Source organism: Nonomuraea sp. NPDC003201, from assembly GCF_053590415.1.
Map to the genome: position 1 here is coordinate 1 of NZ_JBSFTC010000070.1, position 18,925 is coordinate 18,925.

General features: G+C 68.9%; 15 protein-coding genes. 8 read left to right on the plus strand and 7 right to left on the minus strand.

Features of this window, described 5'->3' with window-relative positions:
- Positions 1 to 92 precede the first annotated feature (92 nt).
- From ACWDX9_RS24490 to ACWDX9_RS24505, 4 genes are all read right to left on the minus strand, one after another.
- Complete coding sequence (locus ACWDX9_RS24490; protein ID WP_449957635.1) at positions 93 to 4,133, minus strand: SpvB/TcaC N-terminal domain-containing protein; 4,041 nt, start codon at positions 4,131 to 4,133, stop codon at positions 93 to 95.
- 502 nt (positions 4,134 to 4,635) lie between these two features.
- On the minus strand, positions 4,636 to 4,992 hold the full coding sequence (locus tag ACWDX9_RS24495; protein ID WP_449957671.1) for a group II intron maturase-specific domain-containing protein: 357 nt from the start codon (positions 4,990 to 4,992) through the stop codon (positions 4,636 to 4,638).
- Complete coding sequence (locus ACWDX9_RS24500; protein ID WP_449957636.1) at positions 4,917 to 5,525, minus strand: reverse transcriptase/maturase family protein; 609 nt, start codon at positions 5,523 to 5,525, stop codon at positions 4,917 to 4,919. The genes ACWDX9_RS24495 and ACWDX9_RS24500 overlap by 76 nt, the downstream gene beginning before the upstream one ends.
- Before the next feature lie 615 nt (positions 5,526 to 6,140).
- On the minus strand, positions 6,141 to 8,756 hold the full coding sequence (locus tag ACWDX9_RS24505; RefSeq protein WP_449957637.1) for a CHAT domain-containing protein: 2,616 nt from the start codon (positions 8,754 to 8,756) through the stop codon (positions 6,141 to 6,143).
- 100 nt (positions 8,757 to 8,856) lie between these two features.
- Here ACWDX9_RS24505 and ACWDX9_RS24510 point away from each other — a divergent pair, with 100 nt between their 5' ends.
- The 3 genes from ACWDX9_RS24510 to ACWDX9_RS24520 are packed head-to-tail and all read left to right on the plus strand — an operon-like array spanning position 8,857 to position 11,149.
- Positions 8,857 to 10,116 carry a S8 family peptidase gene (locus ACWDX9_RS24510; RefSeq protein WP_449957639.1) on the plus strand — a complete coding sequence of 420 codons (1,260 nt, stop codon included), beginning with the start codon at positions 8,857 to 8,859 and terminating at the stop codon, positions 10,114 to 10,116.
- A 21-nt stretch (positions 10,117 to 10,137) separates the two neighbouring features.
- A complete protein-coding gene (locus ACWDX9_RS24515) occupies positions 10,138 to 10,704 on the plus strand; it encodes an RNA polymerase sigma factor (RefSeq protein WP_449957641.1) in 567 nt (188 codons plus the stop codon).
- A complete protein-coding gene (locus ACWDX9_RS24520; protein ID WP_449957642.1) occupies positions 10,688 to 11,149 on the plus strand; it encodes a hypothetical protein in 462 nt (153 codons plus the stop codon). Before ACWDX9_RS24515 ends, ACWDX9_RS24520 begins: the two co-directional genes overlap by 17 nt.
- Here ACWDX9_RS24520 and ACWDX9_RS24525 read toward each other — a convergent pair.
- Positions 11,146 to 11,592: a hypothetical protein gene (locus ACWDX9_RS24525; RefSeq protein WP_449957643.1), complete on the minus strand. Its 447-nt coding sequence runs from the start codon at positions 11,590 to 11,592 to the stop codon at positions 11,146 to 11,148. The genes ACWDX9_RS24520 and ACWDX9_RS24525 overlap by 4 nt on opposite strands.
- Before the next feature lie 2 nt (positions 11,593 to 11,594).
- Positions 11,595 to 12,143 carry an RNA polymerase sigma factor gene (locus tag ACWDX9_RS24530; RefSeq protein WP_449957645.1) on the minus strand — a complete coding sequence of 183 codons (549 nt, stop codon included), beginning with the start codon at positions 12,141 to 12,143 and terminating at the stop codon, positions 11,595 to 11,597.
- A gap of 149 nt (positions 12,144 to 12,292) precedes the next feature.
- Here ACWDX9_RS24530 and ACWDX9_RS24535 point away from each other — a divergent pair, with 149 nt between their 5' ends.
- From ACWDX9_RS24535 to ACWDX9_RS24555, 5 genes are read left to right on the plus strand one after another with little or no spacing between them, the layout of a single operon-like run.
- On the plus strand, positions 12,293 to 13,357 hold the full coding sequence (locus ACWDX9_RS24535; protein WP_449957647.1) for a hypothetical protein: 1,065 nt from the start codon (positions 12,293 to 12,295) through the stop codon (positions 13,355 to 13,357).
- Positions 13,358 to 13,366: 9 nt separating this feature from the next.
- On the plus strand, positions 13,367 to 14,527 hold the full coding sequence (locus tag ACWDX9_RS24540) for a transglycosylase SLT domain-containing protein (protein WP_449957649.1): 1,161 nt from the start codon (positions 13,367 to 13,369) through the stop codon (positions 14,525 to 14,527).
- 4 nt (positions 14,528 to 14,531) lie between these two features.
- Entirely contained in the window at positions 14,532 to 14,846 is a 315-nt protein-coding gene (locus ACWDX9_RS24545; RefSeq protein ID WP_449957651.1) for a hypothetical protein, read from the plus strand.
- Entirely contained in the window at positions 14,843 to 16,960 is a 2,118-nt protein-coding gene (locus ACWDX9_RS24550) for a hypothetical protein (protein WP_449957653.1), read from the plus strand. The genes ACWDX9_RS24545 and ACWDX9_RS24550 overlap by 4 nt, the downstream gene beginning before the upstream one ends.
- Positions 16,947 to 17,660 carry a hypothetical protein gene (locus ACWDX9_RS24555; RefSeq protein ID WP_449957655.1) on the plus strand — a complete coding sequence of 238 codons (714 nt, stop codon included), beginning with the start codon at positions 16,947 to 16,949 and terminating at the stop codon, positions 17,658 to 17,660. The genes ACWDX9_RS24550 and ACWDX9_RS24555 overlap by 14 nt, the downstream gene beginning before the upstream one ends.
- Here ACWDX9_RS24555 and ACWDX9_RS24560 read toward each other — a convergent pair.
- On the minus strand, positions 17,657 to 18,868 hold the full coding sequence (locus ACWDX9_RS24560; RefSeq protein WP_449957657.1) for a S8/S53 family peptidase: 1,212 nt from the start codon (positions 18,866 to 18,868) through the stop codon (positions 17,657 to 17,659). The two genes, ACWDX9_RS24555 and ACWDX9_RS24560, sit on opposite strands and share 4 nt — an antisense overlap.
- Positions 18,869 to 18,925 lie beyond the last annotated feature (57 nt).

The following is an 18,925-nucleotide window of genomic DNA, read 5'->3' on the forward strand; positions in this document are numbered from 1 at the left end:
CAGCCCCAGCCGAATCGGCGACATCGCCCGCGCAGCACTTGTCCTCACCCACTTCGAGCACAATTACCTGCCGGGAATTCGCTGAGATCACGTCACTGAGTCTTTCTGCGACCTATGTCGTCGTAGGTGTAGGAGGTCTTAGTGTTGTTCCCGTCAATGTTCCACAGGATTCGTCCAGCGGCGTCATATCCGGTGGAGGCACTACCACTGTCCGGAGCTGTGGTGGCGATGCGCCGGTCGAGCCAGTCGTAGGAGAAGGTGCGAACATTGCCGTTGGCGTCGGTGAGCCTGGTCAGTTTTCCGGCCAGATTGTACGCATAGGTCGTGTCGTGATGTGTGGAGGTGTCGAGCCATTCTTCCTTCTTGATCGTGCGTCCTGCTGTGTCCAGGACGGTTGCCACCTTTCCGCCCACCGATGGCTGCACCTCGGCGCGGTCCATGCCGGGATAGCTGGTGGTGGTCCGCCGGAATTCGACTGCAAGGTTCATGTCGATGTTGGCGATCGGACGCTTGAGCGCGTCGTAGAGCGTTTTCGTCCACTGCGGCAGGCTTTCGAAAGCCGGGTTGAGCAAGCCGCTCCCGGGGGCGCCACCGTTGTACGCTGGCAGAGCCTTGACATACGTCAGGCCTCGGGCGTCATAGGCCGTGACCGCGATGGTGCGGCCTCCTTGAGGTGACGGCGTCTGCACTTCACGGATCCGGCCGAATCCGTCCTCGTAGGTGTGCGACTCGGTGTACTTCGCCGCGCCCCCGGTACCAGACAGTAGCTGTCGCATGACGGTCTTTATGGGACCGTTCGGTTGGCTGGCGCTCCCCGCGACGGGGATGTCGTAAGCAACAGTGGCAGTGGGTGTCCCGCCGCTTCTCGGCTCGCCCGTGCCCCACAACCTGACCGATCGGCCGAGGCCGTCGTGGTCGATCTCCGTCAGTCTTCTATTGGCGTCGAGTACCGAGATCACCAACCCGGTACCGTAGGAATACTTTGTTGTCGTCTTCTGCCCGAGAGGGTTCGTTGTGGTAACCCCATTGAGCGGCCATCCGACAGGCGGGTCATAGGAAGTGGTGGTGACCTTGTTCAAGGGATCGGTAGTTGTCAGCGTGCGCCCGTACTCGTCAAAAGTGCCCTTCGTAACGGAACTGCCGGTGGCGTTGAAGTGCAGGCGAGTCTCCGTGACGTTCCCATCGCTGGGCGCGTTGGTCGCCGGATCTGATCCGCCGTCATAAAGGAAGACCGACTTGCCGTACAGCGCACCGGCGACACAGTCGTCACCTGCTCTGCGCTCGACTACGGATGGAAGTTTGGTGAAGTACTGGCCTCCCGCGACATTGCGTGCGTATGTCGTGGCAGTACAGGAGTTGTCGGTCGAGACCCCGTCCTGGCCTAGGTCATTCACTCTTACCGGCAATCCGTCGGCGTTGTAGGCGATCTTCTTGTCCGCATATCGCCAACTGCCGCCTGTGACCTGTTCGCGCGACCGTTCACGAGTCTGCAAAACGAAGGCGGGATCGAGCACGCCGGGGCCGGTGCCGGTGGACTTGACCTCGTACTCATAGCGGGTGGACTCGGTCTCGGCGTAAGTACGCGGGTTTGTGCTGGTCAACTTCCAGGTCTGCTTCTGTAGCAGCTGACCTTGCAGGGCGCCCGAGTCGGCGACGGTGTTGCCTTCGAAGTTGGTGATAGTGGCACCGTTGATGCCGCGATAGAAGGTTTCAGAGGTGACGCTGTAGTCGCTCGGGGCGGAGCCGGCTCCTCGGATGGTGCGCACCGTCTCGTAGCCGCGCCAGTCGCTGCTGGCCGGGGCCAGGTCAGGCTGAGCGTAGGCGACGCGGTCGGTCCAGCGCGGGCTGCCCAGGTAGTCGTAGCTGGTGACCATGTCCGGCGAGCCGCCGACCAGGTCACGCTCGACCACCTTCGTGGCCAGTTGTTTGAAGAAGCGACCCCAGCTCTCGTAGCCGCTCTCCGGGTTCTCGTCGTAGAGGACCTTGTAGCAGTCTCCGGTGGCGTCGGACAGGTAGTTGGTACCGTCGCGGCCCTTGCCGCCGCCGCATGGGTCGGCCTGGCCGTACGTGACCTCGATCCGGCCGCCCATGCCGTTGCCGATCCCGACCACTCGGGGCACCATGCGCCAGGACAGGAAGTCGGTCCAGTCCGACATATTGTCGTAGTCCATCCGCCCGGCCACCATGGCCGCGTCGAAGGCGATCGGCGGCACAGTGGTCTGTGTATTTCCAACCAGGCCCGTCTGCTGCACGCTGTCCAGCCACAGCACGGGGTCGTAGGCGGGGCCGAAGTCGGTGCGGGTGTAGATCCACCGGTAGCGGAAGTCGAGCCGGGCGCTCGGCTCCCATGCACCGGAAGTGGGGTTGCGGGACTCGGTCAGCACCGAGTCCAGCTTGCGCGTGGAGTAGAACGCGATCGCGTCATTGGTGGTGCAGGTGGGGCCACAATTTAGGTCGGTCGGCACGTCCAGGCCGCCGCGATCAGAGGTGGTGAACGTCATCCGGGCGGTCGGGGTGCTCCCGCTCACCTGCGTGTTGTGGCCGTAACTGATCTGCTTCAGGAAACCGCCCCGGTCGTACGGCAGCACCCGGTAGACCTCATAATCGCAGCCGGGCATGCAGAAGTAGTTGGTCTCCCGCTCGTAGGTGTAGTCGATGACGTTTTCGTTGGCGTCGACCGACTGGTCCAGGTTCCACCGCCACACACCCGCGCAGGTGGGCGGGATCATGTCGTTGAAGTACCGGTCAGAGCACGGCTCGCCCCGCTGGTTGCCGATGTACTGCAGCTGCCACTGGGCGTCCTTGGTGTAGCCGAAGCGGTGCACCTGCCCGTCGGAGGAGGTGACCTTCCAGTACTCCAGCCCGTCCGCGCCGCCGGTCAGCTGCTCGACCTTCCACCCAAGGTCCGGCACCGTCTTCCACGACCCGGACGTGCGATCCTTGACGATCGAAGCGGACCGGCCGGCCAGGTTCAGCACCAGTTCCGACTGCGTGTAATCCTTGGTGACGTCGGTCGCCAGCTCATCCGGCGACTCCCAGCACACCGCCGAAGCGTAGGGGCCGTTCTCGTCGGCGTACCAGATCAGCTCAGCGGTGTCGGGGTCGTACTCGTTCCGGGCCGTACACCGGCGGTACTTACGCTCAATGAACCCGCTCGACAGGTTCCAGCCGATCCCGACCACGCCGGACTGGTTATTCGTCCAGTTGCCCTGTCCGTCCACAGAGGAGGCGTCGTACTGCAGCGACAGGTTCGGCCCGTTGCCCACCGGCGACGGCGCCTCCGGCAGGGGGTAGTCGTAGGAGAAGCCGCCGCCCGAGGTGCCCGCTTGCCAGGTGCCCGACGGCTTGAGGTCAGTGGCACCGAAGTTGCCGTCCGGACCGGTCATCCCCGACGCCAGCACATACACCGACCCGGACTCGAACGCCCGCGCCGCCCGCTCATCGGATTTGCCGCCCTTGCCGTCGGCGCTCTTGGGCAACGAGAGGGGGGCCGCCTTGCCGGTGGCCGGGTCGGTGTCGATCTCCGCCGTCAGCGTACCCGTCTTGATGTTGTTGTGCGCCTTGACCTGCTGCGGTCGCACCACGCAGTCCCGCGGCCTGGGCACCGTCAACGCACAGGCGGGCAGCCGCAGCACCTGCAGCCGGGCGGCGAAGTTACCGCCGTAGGCATCCCGGAAGCCCGCGTACAAGAACTCCGCCCGTACCTTGCCGGGAGTGTCGCCCGTGAGCCGGGCGGCGACGCCGATCCCGCCCAGCCTCCGCACGGTCTCGGTAGGCAGCGTCTCCACCTTCACCTTGCCGGCATCGGCAGCGCCCTTGACCGTGGCGATGCGGACCGGCAGATCACCTGCCGCGACCAGCTTGTGGTCGGCGGGCGGGTCGACCACCTCCGCTCCCGGCTTCGGCCATACCGGCTGCTGCCGCTCAACCTTCGGCTGGGAGGCCTCCACCCCCTCGGCCACCTTCGCCTTCGGGACCGGGCGGCCCTCCACCGACGTCTCGGGCTCCGGCCCGGACACCGACGCCGCGGCCGGGCCGACGAGGTTGTCAGGCACCCCCAACCCTGAGATCAACATGGCCATCGCCACCGCGATGGCCAGCGCCATGGTTCGTAACCGCCGCCAGAGCCGCATGTCGCCACCTCTTCAAGGCACGCTGACGCAGACCCCTGCGACCGGGCCCGCTCGCGCCATAAGGACTTGATAAAGACAATCAGCCTGGATCTTGATCGACGATCATCACATGGTCAATACCTACTGATTCGCCACGAACATCACGGAATGTCGCTTTCGCGATTCACAGAGCGGCGGACTGCATGTCAATCGACTTGTAGAAACGACCCTTACCAGACCCGATAGCCCTTGTGACTTATGTCACATCACCACTCTTTCGAGTGACCCCCGCAACATGTGCGGCAACATTCGGCCGGCTGGCATACCCCGGCCCACCACCCAACATGCCCCTGTCACGCACACGACCGCGCAGTCACATCTCTACGACAACAGGAACTGCGCTTGTGCGGTCGGCCCAGGGCGCGGTGTCGGTGTTGCCACCGGTCCGTTTCCCCGAGCCGCCGTCCCGAACCCGCCGTGCGTCTCTCGACGCAACGGGCTCTCCACGTGTCTTGCCCAGTGGTCAGCTGGCGGCTGCCGCTTCGATGGTCCACGGAGTGGGGATGGCCGCTCCGCGGTATCGGTAGCGGACGATCGTGACGCTGGATGCGCCGCGGAAGGCCACCGATCCTTCGGCGAATCGCCAGCCCTGGTCGCAGAATCTCCGCAGCTGACTGCGGGGTATCCGGTGTTTGCGAAGGAGCCATCGCGCGATCCGCTGCCACGCATGGTGGTCGATCGCGGCGAAGGTTTTCTTGGACACGCCATGGCGGAAGTAGTTCGCCCATCCAGCCAGCATCCGGTTCAAGCTCGCCAGGAGCGTGCCCAGACTCTGGTTGAGGGTGTGCCTGTAGGTCCGCTCCGAGATCCGGTCCTTGATCGCCTGGACGGCTTTGCGGGCCGGTCTGGTGTAGACGACGAGCTTGTTCGTGCCGCGTTTCCGCTGGCGGCGGATGTGCTGGCCGAGGAAGTCGAACCCATCGTCAATGTGGACCACACGGGTCTTGTCCGCTGAAGGCGCAGGCCAAGCCGGGCAAGGACTTCTGCGATCTGCTCGCGCAGCATCCCAGCCTGCTCGGCTGTCCCGAACACCATGACGACGAAGTCGTCGCAGTAACGGACCAACCGCCAGTTGCCTTGCCCGGCTCGCCTGCGCTTGGTGCGCTGGTAGTCGGTGCCCATCAAGGTGTGCCACTGGGTGTGAAAGTGCTCATCCAGCGCCGTCAGGGCGATGTTGGTCAGCAACGGGGACAAGATCGCGCCCTGGGGAGCGCCCGTGAAGCTGTCCTTGAACAAGCCGTGATGCATCACCCCGGCCTTCAAGAACGCCTTCACCAGCGCCAGCACGCGTTTATCGGAGATCCTCAAGCGGATCCGCTCCATCAGCACGGCGTGATCGATCTGATCGAACAACTCACCTCACGCGACGTCAACGGACTGCTCGCGACGCTGGCGTCCCGTCCCTCGCCGACCGGTCGCCGGTTGTCGCCGGCCACCGTGGTGCGGATCCACGCCACCTTGCGGACCGCGCTGAACGCGGCGGTGCGCGCCCGGCTGATCCCGGTCAACCCGGCCAACGGAGCCGAACTCCCCCATCCCCACCGACCGCATCCAGTGATCTGGACCGCCGGGCGGACGGCCCGCTGGCAGCAAACGGGAGAACGTCCAGCGGTAGCGGTCTGGACCGAACAACTCGCGGCCTTCCTGACCGGCGTCGCGCAGGACCGCCTGTACGCCGCCTGGTGGCCGGCCGCGCTACGCGGCCAGCGCCGCGGTGAACTGGCCGGGCTACGCTGGACGGACGTCGACCTGCAGGCCGCGGAGCTGACACTGACGCAGCAGCGAGTGCACGCCGACGGCCAGGTCGTGGTCGGCCCGCCGAAAAGGGCCGCCAACTGCCGGGAGGTGGCCCTGGACGCGGAGACCGTGCGGATGCTGAGACGGCACCGCGAACGGCAAGAGGAGCTGAGCGCGAGGGCGGGCACCCGCTGGCAGGACTCGGGATACGTGTTCACCACCGCTGCCTACCTATCGCAGGGTCGAATCGGCGCCCAGGCAGATGAATCCCGAGGGCGCGTGCTGGTGGGCGATGGCCAGCGACTCCGCGGCCGAACGGCCCTTGGCCAGGAGCTTGTGCATCTCGATCATCAATGCCGCGGTTTCGGTGTCGGGAACGGAGACGACTGCGGCGACGATCGTCCGGGTTCCGAGCGCCAGGAAGGTCGTGCTGAGGCCGAGGAGCTCGTCACCCGCTCGCACCACCGGCCGGCCGCTGTCGCAGGCCGCCAGGACGACCATGCTAGGCGCGCGATGCAGGCGCTCCAGGTCGTAGATGGTGAGCCAGCCGTCCGCCAGGCGTAAGGACGAGAAGAGCGGATTGCCGCGGCGCAGGCGGCCATGGGCGGCCAGATGCGCGAGTCGGGCCCCGTCCATCCGGCGGAGGACTTCGTCGACGCCGGAGCTGTGGCCGGTCAGGGCCGTGGTGCCGTAGATCTCGGCCACGACGCGTGCCTCCCCATCGGCGTACGGCAGGTCGGGACCGGAGGCGACGAAGATGGGGCCGTCGGCGCCCGGGGTTGATCGGGCGGTATGCCACAGGGTCGCCGACGGGGACACGGTCACCGCGCGCCCCGCGCACGAGGGCAGGACGGACCAGGCGAGCGTCTGCAACGCACCGGTCGGCACCACCACGAGCGGGCGGTCGGCCAGCTCCCGGGCCATGGGCCGCAGCAGGATCTCGTCCAGCCGGGCGCCGGCGTTGGCGAGCATCGCGCGAGCCGCCTCGCGGCTGCCGCGGGCGGCGGCGTGCATGCGGCGCAGGGCGAAGGGGATCCGGTCGATGAGGTCGCGCACGGGACCGGTCGGACCGAGCGGCCGCAGGGACAACCGGCCGCCCGCCAGGGTGATCGCGTACAACAACTCGTCCTGCTGGATGTACTCGATCAGCGCGTGGTCGCCCAGAGCTTCCGCCAGTACGGCGCGGCGGACCGCCTCGTGCCCGGGCTCCCGGCTCCCGGCGGGCAGCTTGCGCGTGTAGTCACGGATCGTCCTTTCCAAGGCGATCTGGCGGCGTCGGGCCGAGCCGGGGCCGCGGCGTTCCTCGATGTCGCGCACGGTGGCCCGCAGCTCGATCAGCCACTTCAGCAGGACAGGGTCCTCGGGCGGGCGGGCTCGCGGCAGCAGGAGATGGCTGGCCCTGCCCTGCTCCGCCCAGCCGAGGACGGCGCGTGCCGTGCCCTGTTCCAGGGCCAGCCGCAGGCCGAGCCCGGCCAGGTCTACCCGGAAGCGGGCACTGTGGGCGCGCAGGTCGGTGGCGCCCAGGGTGGCGCGGTGATCGTCGAGGATGCGCAGCCCGGTGCGGATCGCGCTCAGGGCGCCGGAGCGGTTGCTCTTCGCCAGGCGGAGGAGGGCCTCGGCATACCAGCCTCTGGCGCGTGGGAGGGCGGGGCCGCGCAGGCGCGTGCGGGCGGCCTCGGCCAGGTGACGGTGGCCGTCCTCCTGGTGGCCGCGGGCGATTGCGGCGTGCGCGGCGAGCAGGCGGGCTTCGACCGCTTCGGCGGGCCAGCCGCTGGCGGCCAGCACTGGCCCGGCCCGGCCGAGCGCCGCCGCGACCGAACCACTTACACCGGCACGGACCGTCGCCTGTCCGGGATCGCTGGCCCAGCTCCGGGCCGCTCGCGAGCGCAGCACCACGAACCGGGCCAGCTCCGCCCACCCCGGACGCCGCTGCCGGGCGAACTGCGCCGCCGCCAGCCAGGCCTCGTAGATGGCGACTTCGTGGTCGTCTTGCAGCGCCGCCACCCTGGCCAGGCGCAACCGTACCTCGGGCAGCCCAATGGCCCGCTTCCTGCGCACGAGCTCGGTCACCGCCTCCTGTGCGACCTCCCTGGCCTCGTCCACGAGCCCTACCGACAGCAGCAGCTCGCTGCGATCGCTGAGCAGCCAGGCCAGTTGATGCGTCCCGAGCGCCCGGAACCGCTCCTCGGCCGCCTCGAAGCGCGCCAGCGCCGTCGGCACATCCCCTCTGATTGAGGTCAGCCAGCCCAGGTTCAGCCACACGATCGCCAGTGACAGATCCAGGCGCAGCAGCCGGCACAGCTCCTCGGCCTTGAGCAGATCCGCTTCCGCCGCCGCGAACTCGCGCTGGTACCCGCGCACGATGGCCCGGTTCGACAGCACCCGCTGCAGCCACAGCTGGTCACCCGCCCGCCGGAGCGCGGGCACGGCGAGGCGGTAGCTCGCGAGCGCTTCGCCGTACCGCCCGAGGTGGTTGAAGACCGCCGCTCGCTGGGCCTCGGCCCGCGCTCGGCCGACGCCGTGCAGGTGGGCCTGCGCCTGGTCGATCTCGTCGAGCGCGTGCAGGGAGCGACCGCGCGAGCTGAGGACGAACGCCAGCCGGATCCGTGCCTCGGCCGCCAGCTCCGGCGAACGCGCCCGCCGGGCCAGGCCCATCGCGGTGCGCAGGTGGGCGGCGGCCGTGGACAGGTCAAGCACGTGGACGGCGGCCACGCCGAGCGCCCGTTCGGCAACCGAGGCGAGCTCCAGCCGCCCGTCGGCCCTGGCGAGTTCGGAGATCCGTGTCGCCGCCATCATCAGCCGGGCCGGGTCGTCCTCGGCCAGGCGGAGCAACTCGTCGGGGCCCACCCTCGAAGTGTCTCGAAACCGCGGCGGATTGCACGTATCAGACGGGCGACAGTGCCCTCCGCAGGAGCAGGACTGTGGAATCTCCTCGGAGGGATGACCCATGCAGGCGAGGAACGGGCGCGTTCTCAGCACCGACATCGAGGCGTACTACGACAACGAGCTCATCGTCGACTCGGCCCAGACCGGCGCCCTCGTCGACCTGATCGAGCGCTGGGCGGGCACAGGGCAGGGCGCGTGGGCGTTCCTCGGCGAAAATGAGACGCTGGGCCTGACGTTGATCGTGATAGGCGAACTACCCCGCATCGCCATCAGGTTGCGTGAGCGCCCTGAACTGGTGGCCAAGGCCCAGCAGGCCAGCGAGCGGATCTACCCGGGCGAGCAGGTGAAGGATCTGGACCTGCTGCTGCATGCGCTACGCGAGGAGTGGCCCGATTTCATCGTCGGTAAACACCGCCTGCTGAGCAGCGTCGGCGGCCAGCCATACACCGGCGGCACCGGCACAGTCCCCGTCGACAAGGGCGCCACGGTGGAGATCCCGGCCCGCAAGCCGGTCGTGGGCCGGAGGCTGCGCATCGGGATCCTCGACACCCCGATCGGGAACCACGCGGGGCTCGCCGGCCGCTATCTCGCGGACGAAGAGGATCTGCTGGCCGACCAGAATCCTCAGCCCATGCTCGCCGGACATGCCATGGCAGTGGCGGGGATCGTCGCGAGCCGCGCACCGGAGGCCGAGCTGATCGTCCACGCGGCTCTGGACGAGACCGGAATCAATGCCTCCTCCTGGGACGTCGCGACCAGGATGATGCGCTTCCTGGACGAGGGCGCCGAGGTGGTCAACCTGTCCTTCGCCGGATACACCGCCGACGACGAGCCGCCCCTGGTGATCGACAGGGCGGTCGAGCGGCTGATGAACAAGATCGTCTTGGTCGCCGCCGTGGGCAACTTCGGCGAGGCGCCCATTCCGGCGGAAGGGAAGCCTCCCGCGGTCTCACGGCGCTCGAAGGCGTTCCCCGCCGGCTGTGTTGGTGTGCTCGGGGTCGGAGCGGCTACGCAGGGCGTGCGGTCGGTGTTCAGTCCCGACGTGCCCTGGGTCTCGCTCGTCGCGCCGGGCGAGGACATCGACTGCCTTTACCTCACTGGCCGCGTCGCCCTCGGCGACGGCACCGTCGAGACCTTCACCGGCTACGCCACCTGGAGTGGCACCTCGTTCGCGGCCGCCGCGGTGAGCGGCGCCATCGCGGACCTGGCGCGCAGCCTCAAGGTCCCCGTGGGCAAGGCGCGCGATCTGCTCCTACGGCGGAGCGCCGCGCAGCTCGGCCCAGAACACCATCAAGACGTCAGGCCACCCAAACTCGGGTGAACCCCAGCGCAAGGAGTCTGGATGCGGGATGACCCGGAAGTCATCGCGTTAGTCGTCCGAGCCCGCAAGGGTGATCGGGCGGCATGGGATGAGATCGTCGATCGGTTCTCGCCGCTGGTGTGGGCCATCTGCCTCCGCTACCGCCTCACCCGCCCGGACTCCGACGATGTGGCGCAGATGGTATGGCTGCGCCTGGTGGAGAATCTCGATACGCTGCGCGAACCCGCGGCGCTGCCGGGATGGCTGGCGACAACCGCACAACGTGAATGTCTGCGCGTATCCAGGGCACGGCGCAAGCTTCAGGGAGCTGAGCTGCCCCTGGCATTCGATCCGGAAATGGAGTCCGCCGTGATCGATCAGGAACTCGAACGGGCCGAGCGCCACGCCGCGCTACTTCGTGCCCTCGCGCAACTGTCGCAGCGTTGCCGATGTCTACTTGAGCTGAGCCTACGAGAGGAGGCTCTGCCGTACACGGAGATCAGCGAGCGGCTCGGCATGCCCATCGGCGGAATCGGGCCGACACGTGCCCGCTGCTTGGTCAAGCTCCGCCGCATCTTGGAGGGAAACGGCGATGCGGGACAGTTCTGAGGGGAGGGCCGATGAGCAACTGCTGGCCGAGCTAACGGCAGCGCTCAGCGCGAAGCGGCAGGTTCCGCCCGACGTCGTCGAGGCGGGCAAGGCCGTCTTCGGCTGGCGGGCGTTCGACGCCGAGGTCGCGCGGCTCGTGCTCGAGTCCGATGAGCTGATCGGCTCCGCTTTGTCCAGGGCGGAGCCGGCGTCATTGTCCACCTTGACCTTCCAATCGGCCCAGCTGCTCATCGAACTCGAATCGGTCGACGACGCGCTCATCGGCCAGCTCGTGCCCGAGCAGGCGGCGCGGATCGAAGTGCGCACGCTCACGGGCGCCGTGCGGGAGGTGACGGCCGACGAGGTGGGCGGGTTCACCGTCCGTCCGACGCCGCGCGGCGCCTTTCACCTGCTCGTGTACACCGTGAGCGGGCTCAAGGTATGCACCAGCTGGGTGTCGATCTAGCGCAGCCAGCCGGTGCGCACGGAGCGGCCTTCGTAGGACCAGCTCAGACAGAAGCCGCCCGAAGGGGCGGGCTGGATGACGAAGCATCCGGTGCTGTCGACGGTAGAGCTGACCTGCTCGCCGTCGCGCTGCCGCTTCACGACCGTCCCGTATCGTGGCGGCTGGAACTGGCCGAGGAGCGCGTCGGGACCCACCTCGACCTCCAGCGTCTGATCCCGCAGCTCGAAGATCAGCACTCGGCGCCCTCCCCTCACCGTCGCCAGGAGCTGGTCGTCCAAGGCCGAGTCATAGACCAGCAGGGCGAGCTCGGCGTCGGCGTCGTGCCAGGAGAACACGGCCTTCGCGGCCTCGACGGCCTCGGCGGGCACCGCGCTCACCGCCTGCTCCGCCTCACGGAGCGCGGCCAGCAGGTGGTCGTCGTCCTCCCACCAATCAGCGGACACCGTCAATCCCCCTTCTCCACCAGGGCGACGATCTCGGGACACCGGCGCAGCTTGGCCAGGCACCGGGCGCGGGTCGGCCCGATCGCGCCGACCGGCATGTCAAGTTTCTCGCTGATTTCGGAGTACGGCATCGGCGGATCCTGAACGAGCAGCGACAGCAACTGCCGGCAGCGCGAGTCGAGCCCGCGGAACCCGGCGAGCAGGGCGGCGTTGCGCTCGGCCAGTTCCAGCGCGGCGACGGCCGACGGCTGCGTCACGGGGACGCGGAAGGCGTACGGCCTGGCCAGCTCGAGACTCCTGGCGCATTCGCGCCTGGTCGCGGTGACCAGCCAACCGGGAAGCGCGGCGGGCTCGCGGAGCAGGTGAACCTGCTCGACCAGAGCCAGCCACACCGTCTGCACCACGTCCTCGGCCTCCGGCTGGGCCAGCCCGTGCCGCAGGCAGATGGCCCATACCAGCGGCGAGTAGCGCTCGACGAGCGTGTCCCAGGCGTCCTGGTCGCCAGAGCACACCCGATGAACCAAGGCCACGACCGAGAGATCCTCGCTCACTCCCACATTCTGGTACGGCACCGCCACTGGATGGAAGCAGAGCGACCGCAACCGGACAGGTCAGGAAAGTTCCGGACGCCAGGTATCAGCGCTCTCACCTCGTGCTCCTCCCAGTCGAAAGCGACAGGTCACCAGGAGGTTGAAGAACCATGACAGACAAGCCGTCGCCCCGGAAGAAGCAGACCACCGCGGCTGAGCCTGCTGCAGCCGAAGCCGGCCTGACCCTGCCCGACCAGGGGGCGACACCCGCCGAGGTCGCCGCCACGATGGAGACGATCCGCGACCTCGGTGTCGCGGAGGCCGCCGCGGAGCGACCCCTGTCCGTGGGCGAGTCCGCTGCCGATTCCAACGTGGCGGACGAACTGGCCGGAAACGGCGTCGCCTTCGGCGAGTTCGTGAAGAGCGTCGGGCTCGCCGTCGCCGCCGCGCAGTCGGAACTGGACAAGAACCTCCGGGAGACGGCCAAAGCCCTCTCGGAGACCCAGATCGACGTCATCGCCGTCTTTGAGCAGCAGATCAAGGACGACGACGGCCTGATGGACGTGGGCGAGATCCACATGCAGAAGCTTCCCCTGATCAACTACCTGATGCCGACGGCCTACCAGTGGTCGCGCGTCTACCTGGAGGCCGACGCCAACGTGCAGGAGTTCAATTCCCGCAGCGGCATCAACGTCCAGCAGCGTGCGTTCCGCGCTGGCGGCTCGGTCAGCGGCGGCTTCGGCATCTTCGGCGGCGGGATGAACGCCTCCGCGAGCACCTCCTACAGCAACACCAGCAGTGGCGTGGACGCCTCCTACAGCCAGGATGTCGCCGCGGGCAAGCTGCACATGGAGGCCACCCTCGAACCGCGCGGCGACGTGCAACTGCCCAGGCCGTTCGTGCTGCAGAAGGGCCCGCGGCTCGAACTCCAGGTCGGCGCGCGCGTCGACGTTCACCAGGACGGCGACGAGACCAAGCCGGTCATCGCCCACAAGGCCACGGTCACCGCCCTGCTCAGGAAGACCGACGGCAACCCGCACGGCGAGCGGAACCTGTCGGTCAACCTGAGCGAACCGACGCTCAACTACACCAGCACCGGCAAGACCAACGCCCAGGGCGAGATGAGCATCGAGATCACCAGGAAGGTCGTCACACCCGGCCAGGACCAGCCGATGCAGGCCGTGCTCCGGGTCAGTTTCGGGCTGGTCACCCAGTCGGCCGGGATCACGGTCTAGGAGGAGCCGATGTCCGCGCTCACCGAATTCCACGGCTACCAGGACAGCGTCACCTGGCGCCTGACCCGCTCCGGCGTGGAGATCAGCGGCACCGGCGTCGAACGGACGAAGGGCCGGCCGGTCACGGTCACCCGTGTCTGGGAGGCCTACGCCCGGCAGATCAATCTCGCCGCGAAGGCGTACGGGGTCCCGGCCGAGCTGATCGTGGCCTGCATCTGCACCGAGTCGGCCGGCAACCCCGACGCGGTCAGGGAGGAGCCCGGTTTCACCTCCGACGATGCGACGCCGCACCGGGTGAGCGCCGGACTGACCCAGACGCTGATCTCCACGGCCCGGGAGACGCTCCAGCTCAGCCTCGACCGGGCCTGGCTGCTCGTCCCGGGCAATTCGATCACGGCGGGCACCGCCTACATGGCCAAGCAGGCCAGGGAGACCTCGCTGGACCCGCCGCTGGTCGCCGCCGCCTACAACGCGGGGCGGCTGCGATACCAAGGGAGCGAGGGCAACCGCTGGAGACTGCGGCAGTATCCGATCGGGACGGGCGCCCACGTCGACCGCTTCGTCCGCTTCTTCAACGACGCGGTCGACGTGCTCGCGGGGCACTCCACCCGGCCATCGGTCTGCTTCGACACGCTGCTCGGCGGAAGTGCTCCACCGGTCAAGCGGAGCCCCGCCAAGGAGCCCGTCATCCGCTGGGCCGAGCGGGCCAACCGCGAGGTGGTGCCCGACTACGCGATCGCCGTGCTCACCGACGTGCTGCGATCGGCCGCCTTGCAGGAGGCTCTGGTCACCAGCACTCAACGCACCCCCGCCGACCAGGCCAGGGTGATGTACGACAACTGCGAGCGGTACGGCGCCGCGGCCCAGAAGAACCTTTACGGCAAGTACGGCGACCAGATCATCGACGTCTACATCGCTTCGAAGACGGCCGGGAACGATCCCGAGCGGATCAAGGCCGACATGATGCGGAAGGTCGTCGACGTCGGCCCCAGGAACGTGTCATTGCACACGGCCGATCCGCGGACGCTGGCCGTACTCGATGTCGCCCCGAGTTCGGTCAAGGACCGGGCGGCCTTCGAGCGGGCGGTGAAGGCCGATGCCCGGGTCAGGCGCTTCCTCCTGCCACCCGACGATCCCGCCTACCACCTCGAGATCCCGAAGCCGGGGTGAGGTCATGAGCGTGGCACTGACCAAACTGCTGGCCACGTGGGGCGGTGGGATCGTCGACGCCCAACTGGAACTGGACGAGCGGGGGCGCGACAGCCTGGACGCCTTCAGCGAGACGGGGATGCCGCCGACCGTGTTCGCCTGGTCCTCGGTGGGGATCCGCCTGCCGTTGGCCATGCGGATGCGTGGCTCCTCCCTGGAGGCCTCATCGCCCAACGGCGACGCGCTGCTCACCGTCCGGCTGACCTACCTGCCGGCCGAACAGGAGGACGACCTTGACGGCACTGTGCAGGACCGTGCCGAACAGGAGGATCACGAGTGAACGGCACCGTGCTCAACCGCGCTGACCGGTCCGGGGTGGTCGAGGCGGTCGTCAGCGTCTGGAAGGTCGGCGAGCGGCCCGGCAGGGGTGAGCCGCTGGCGGTCACCCGCTCAGGCGACGGCGGCCGCTTCGAACTCGACCTGCCGGTGGACCGGGGCGACGTCGTGCTCAGGACCTACCGGGGCAAGGGCGCCGAGGACCTAGACCAGCGCGCCCTGGCCTCGGTGGTCCAGCTCGCGGTCCCGTCCGAGCCGATCCGGCGCAGTCGGACGGTCGTCTGGCTCGACCCGCCGAACGGTGACACCCGGCCGGCTTTCGGACGGGCGCTGATCGACGGCCACCCGGCCGAGGCGGGACTCACCCTGACCGCCTCCGACAGGCAGCGGACCACGACGGCCCGCGGCGGCTGGTTCACCCTGACCGTGGCGGCCAACGCGGCCACCGAGCTGCGGCTCTGGCTGGACAACGGGGGTCACCGGGTGGGCGGATGGCAGATCACCGCCGACGACCCGGAGTCCGACGCGACCTTCGCCGAGGCCGCGACCTGCCAGGTCACCGGCCGGGTGTCCAGGCAAGCAGACGGCTCCGGCCTGCCCCGGCTGCGGGTCGAACTCCTCGACCGGTCGGGCCGCTGGGCCAACCCGGTCGGCAGCGCCACCACAGGTGACACGGGCGACTTCACACTCGCCTTCCCGCATCTGGTCGACCTGCTGCCTGAGCCGACGTTCGCCGTCTGGTCACGGGACGAGCGGATCGCGGCCGTGGACTGGAAGGCCGCCTGGGTCGGGCGGTTGCTGCGCGGGGTCGACCTGGTGCTGGACGTGCCTCCCGACCGCCCGCTCACCTACCGGCTCGACGTGCAGGTCTTCGACCGGAGCAGCCGCGCTCCAGTGCCGGGGCTGCGAGCCGAGGTGTGGAACGCCGCCTTCGACACGATGCTCAAGCAGGCCACCACCGACGGCGACGGGCGGCTGTCCGTCGCCGTGCCGCCCGCGAGCTCGGGCGGGCCTCCGGAGCTCGGGCTGCGGCTCTACCACGACCGGGTCCGTGTCGCCGAGCAGCGGATCCCGCAGTCGGCCTGGCGGGCGGATCTGGCGTCGGTCTTCTGCGAGGTGGACCTGCCGGCGTCCGCCCCGCTCCTCTACCGTGTCCTGGGCCGCCTGGTCGACCAGGTCACCTGGTCGGGGGTGGCCGGGCTGCGGGTCGAGGCATGGGACCAGGTTCCCCGGCACGGCGGCCTGCTCGGCGCCGCCGCCTACACCGCGCTGGACGGCGCCTTCGACCTGGCACTGCCCGCCGTCATCCGCCCTGAGCTGTTCTTCCGGGTCTACGCCGCCGACGCCCTCATCGCCACGATCACCGAGAAGGTGTCCTGGGACGAGGCCGGCACGGGTTCGGTCCTGCTGCAGATCGCCGGCGTCCCCAGTGCCGACGGCGAGGTCGTGCTGCACGAGCTCGGTGAGACCATCGCCACCGCCGTCAACCGGATGCAGGGCGAGCTCGCCCGTTACCCGAGCACCATGGGCGCCTACGTCGTGGACGAGCTCGACCTCAGCGTCCCGGTCGCGGTGCAGCTCGACCGGCTCGGGCAGGTGCGGGCCAAGGTGGTCGACCGCGCGCCGGCGGACGAGCAGCTCGGCCGCATCAGGATGCGGGTGCGCCCGGTCCTCGGCGCTCACCTGCCACCGGCCGACCAGCTGGACCAGCCGCTCACCACGCTCACCGAGCTGAGCGCCGACGCGATCACCAGGTTGAACGCGTTGCGCGTCTACTCGGTCGAGGACCTGGCCCGGCTGGCCGCCACACCGGCGGGAGCCGCAGCGCTCTCCGCGCTCGATCTGCGAGTGGACCTGGCCGCGCTCCTCGACAAGGTTGCGCTGCTCGCGCTGAGCGTGCTGCTCAGGCCCGTGCGTGAGGCGCTGGTCGCGCTCGGCGTCACCAGCGTGCGCGCGTTCGCCTACCACCCCGAGACCGCGGCGCTCGCCGCCGCGCTGAGTCTGCGACTGGGTCAGGAGATCACCGCCGAGGCGGTGTGCTCCTGGCAGCGCCTGGCCCGCGAACACCTGACCATCCCCCTCCCCACCACCGAAAGGACCGACGATGAACAACGGTGAGCGCCCGCTCGGCAGGCGTGTCCCCCAGGACTGGCGGCACGTCGAGCGCTACCCCTACGCCTCCGTGGCGCCGCAGACCGTGCCGGACGTGGAGCGCGCCCTGCCGCTGCCCGACTTCCGCCGGCAGTACGACCAGCAGAGGGAGGGCGCCTGCGTCGGGTTCTCCTCCTCGTGGGCCATGTCGATACTCAACCGCCCGCTCTACGACGCCCGCTGGCTCTGGGACCGGGCCAAGGAGATCGACGAGTGGCCGGACACCAATCCCGGCGACAACCAGGGCACGTCGGTGCGGGCGGCCATGGACGTCCTGCGCGAGCAGGGGCACTGCCGCCTCTTCCGCGGGCGGCGCAAGGAGGCCGCGCTCACCGACGGCATCGCGGCCAACCGCTGGGCTTCCACGGTCGACGAGATCCGCACGTCCATCGCATACGGCACGCCGGTCGTGCTGGGCTGCAACTGGTACGCCGACTTCGACACGCCTCGGGAGCAGGGCAAGGAGGGGCCCTGGATCGGCCGCGGCGACCTGGGCCGGGTCCGCGGCGGGCACGCGATCTGCGTCTACCGGGCCTCGGACCGGCTCCAAGCCGTGCGGCTGGTCAACTCCTGGGGGCTCGACTACCCGCTGGTGTGGATGCCGTACACGACGCTGCAGCGGCTGATCGACGAGAACGGCGAGGCGACCCTCGTCACCGACCGCTAGACCAGGAGCATCCTCTCTCCCGCCAGGATCGTCGCCTGGTCGAGGACGGCCTGGGCGGCGTCGGCGGGGGTGACGTCGTTCGCGGACAGGAAGTCGGCGATCATGCCGGCGACCAGGGGCGCGGCGAAGGACGTCCCGTCCCATCTGGCCATTCCGTCGAAGGTCTGGATGGCGGGCGTCTTCGGCGGCTCGTCATAGTAGTAGTCGCCGGTCGCGAAGGCGTTGATCATGCCCTCGCCCAGGGCGTAGACGTCCACCCAGGGGCCGTAGTTGCTGAACCAGGCCCGGTGCTGCTGATCGGGCCCGAGCGCGCCGACGCTGATGGTCCACGGGGAGGCCGCGGGATAGAACTTGCGGCTCAGACTGTCGTTTCCGGCCGCCGCGACCACGAGCTGGAGCGGATGGTCCCGGTGGAAGCCCTCGAAGCCGATCGAGGGTTCGTCGTCGGCGGTGTTGAACCCCGCCGAGAGATTGATCACCGCAGGCGACCGCTGCTGGACCAACTGCGTGAGGTTGTCGACGATCACGTTCTCCAGTTTCGCGCCGGAGGCCGAGTAGTGATCGGTGACGTAGATGTCCGCGCCGGGCGCCGTACACCGAGCCACCCCGGCGGCGAAGGTCCCGTGTCCCTTGTACTTCAGGATCCGCGGCCGGCCGTTGGGCAGGATCGGACCGAGGGCGTCGAGGTCACCGTTGACCCCGCTCAGCCAGGGTGGCAGTGGGCCGTCCAGGAGCCCGGTGTCCACGATGCCGAGCAGAACGCTGTTCGTGCCGGCCGCCTGCGCGCGTTGCGGCGGCCACGGCGTATGCGGAGTCCCGCCCGGACGCTCCGGCTCGGTGCCCGGACAGAGGCGGGTGATGTGCGTCAGGTGGTTGGGCGAGGCAAGGGGTAAGCCGTCACGTCGGCGGCCGTGCTTCTCTTTGAGGATGGCGAGCACCTCGGGCACGGTCAGGGAGTCGCGCTCGTAGTCGTCGAGCGCGATGACGACCAGGTCGCCGGGGGACGGCTCGTCATCCGCCACCCGGGCTCCGGGCAGTGCCCGCAGGATCGTGCGGACGTTGTTCCCCCGGTCGAGGGTCAGCAGTCGGCGGGCCTGGTAGACGTAGTCCACGTCACCGTTGGGTCTGTGAGCCACCTCGAGCTCGACGCCGTCCCGGCCGAAGGAGCCCTGGATCCGACGGAACTGCGCCTCGAACACCGAATCCATCGATGCTCCCCCTTCGTGGGCCGGTGTCATCTACATCGGCGCGGGGCTTGCGAACGC

Bases quoted from the DNA above. Each gene is read 5' to 3' on its own strand.
- ACWDX9_RS24560 (WP_449957657.1), bottom strand. From the start codon at position 18,868: ATGGATTCGGTGTTCGAGGCGCAGTTCCGTCGGATCCAGGGCTCCTTC.
- ACWDX9_RS24540 (WP_449957649.1), top strand. From the start codon at position 13,367: ATGTCCGCGCTCACCGAATTCCACGGCTACCAGGACAGCGTCACCTGG.
- ACWDX9_RS24520 (WP_449957642.1), top strand. From the start codon at position 10,688: ATGCGGGACAGTTCTGAGGGGAGGGCCGATGAGCAACTGCTGGCCGAG.
- ACWDX9_RS24535 (WP_449957647.1), top strand. From the start codon at position 12,293: ATGACAGACAAGCCGTCGCCCCGGAAGAAGCAGACCACCGCGGCTGAG.
- ACWDX9_RS24490 (WP_449957635.1), bottom strand. From the start codon at position 4,133: ATGCGGCTCTGGCGGCGGTTACGAACCATGGCGCTGGCCATCGCGGTG.
- ACWDX9_RS24515 (WP_449957641.1), top strand. From the start codon at position 10,138: ATGCGGGATGACCCGGAAGTCATCGCGTTAGTCGTCCGAGCCCGCAAG.
- ACWDX9_RS24510 (WP_449957639.1), top strand. From the start codon at position 8,857: ATGCAGGCGAGGAACGGGCGCGTTCTCAGCACCGACATCGAGGCGTAC.
- ACWDX9_RS24555 (WP_449957655.1), top strand. From the start codon at position 16,947: ATGAACAACGGTGAGCGCCCGCTCGGCAGGCGTGTCCCCCAGGACTGG.
- ACWDX9_RS24545 (WP_449957651.1), top strand. From the start codon at position 14,532: ATGAGCGTGGCACTGACCAAACTGCTGGCCACGTGGGGCGGTGGGATC.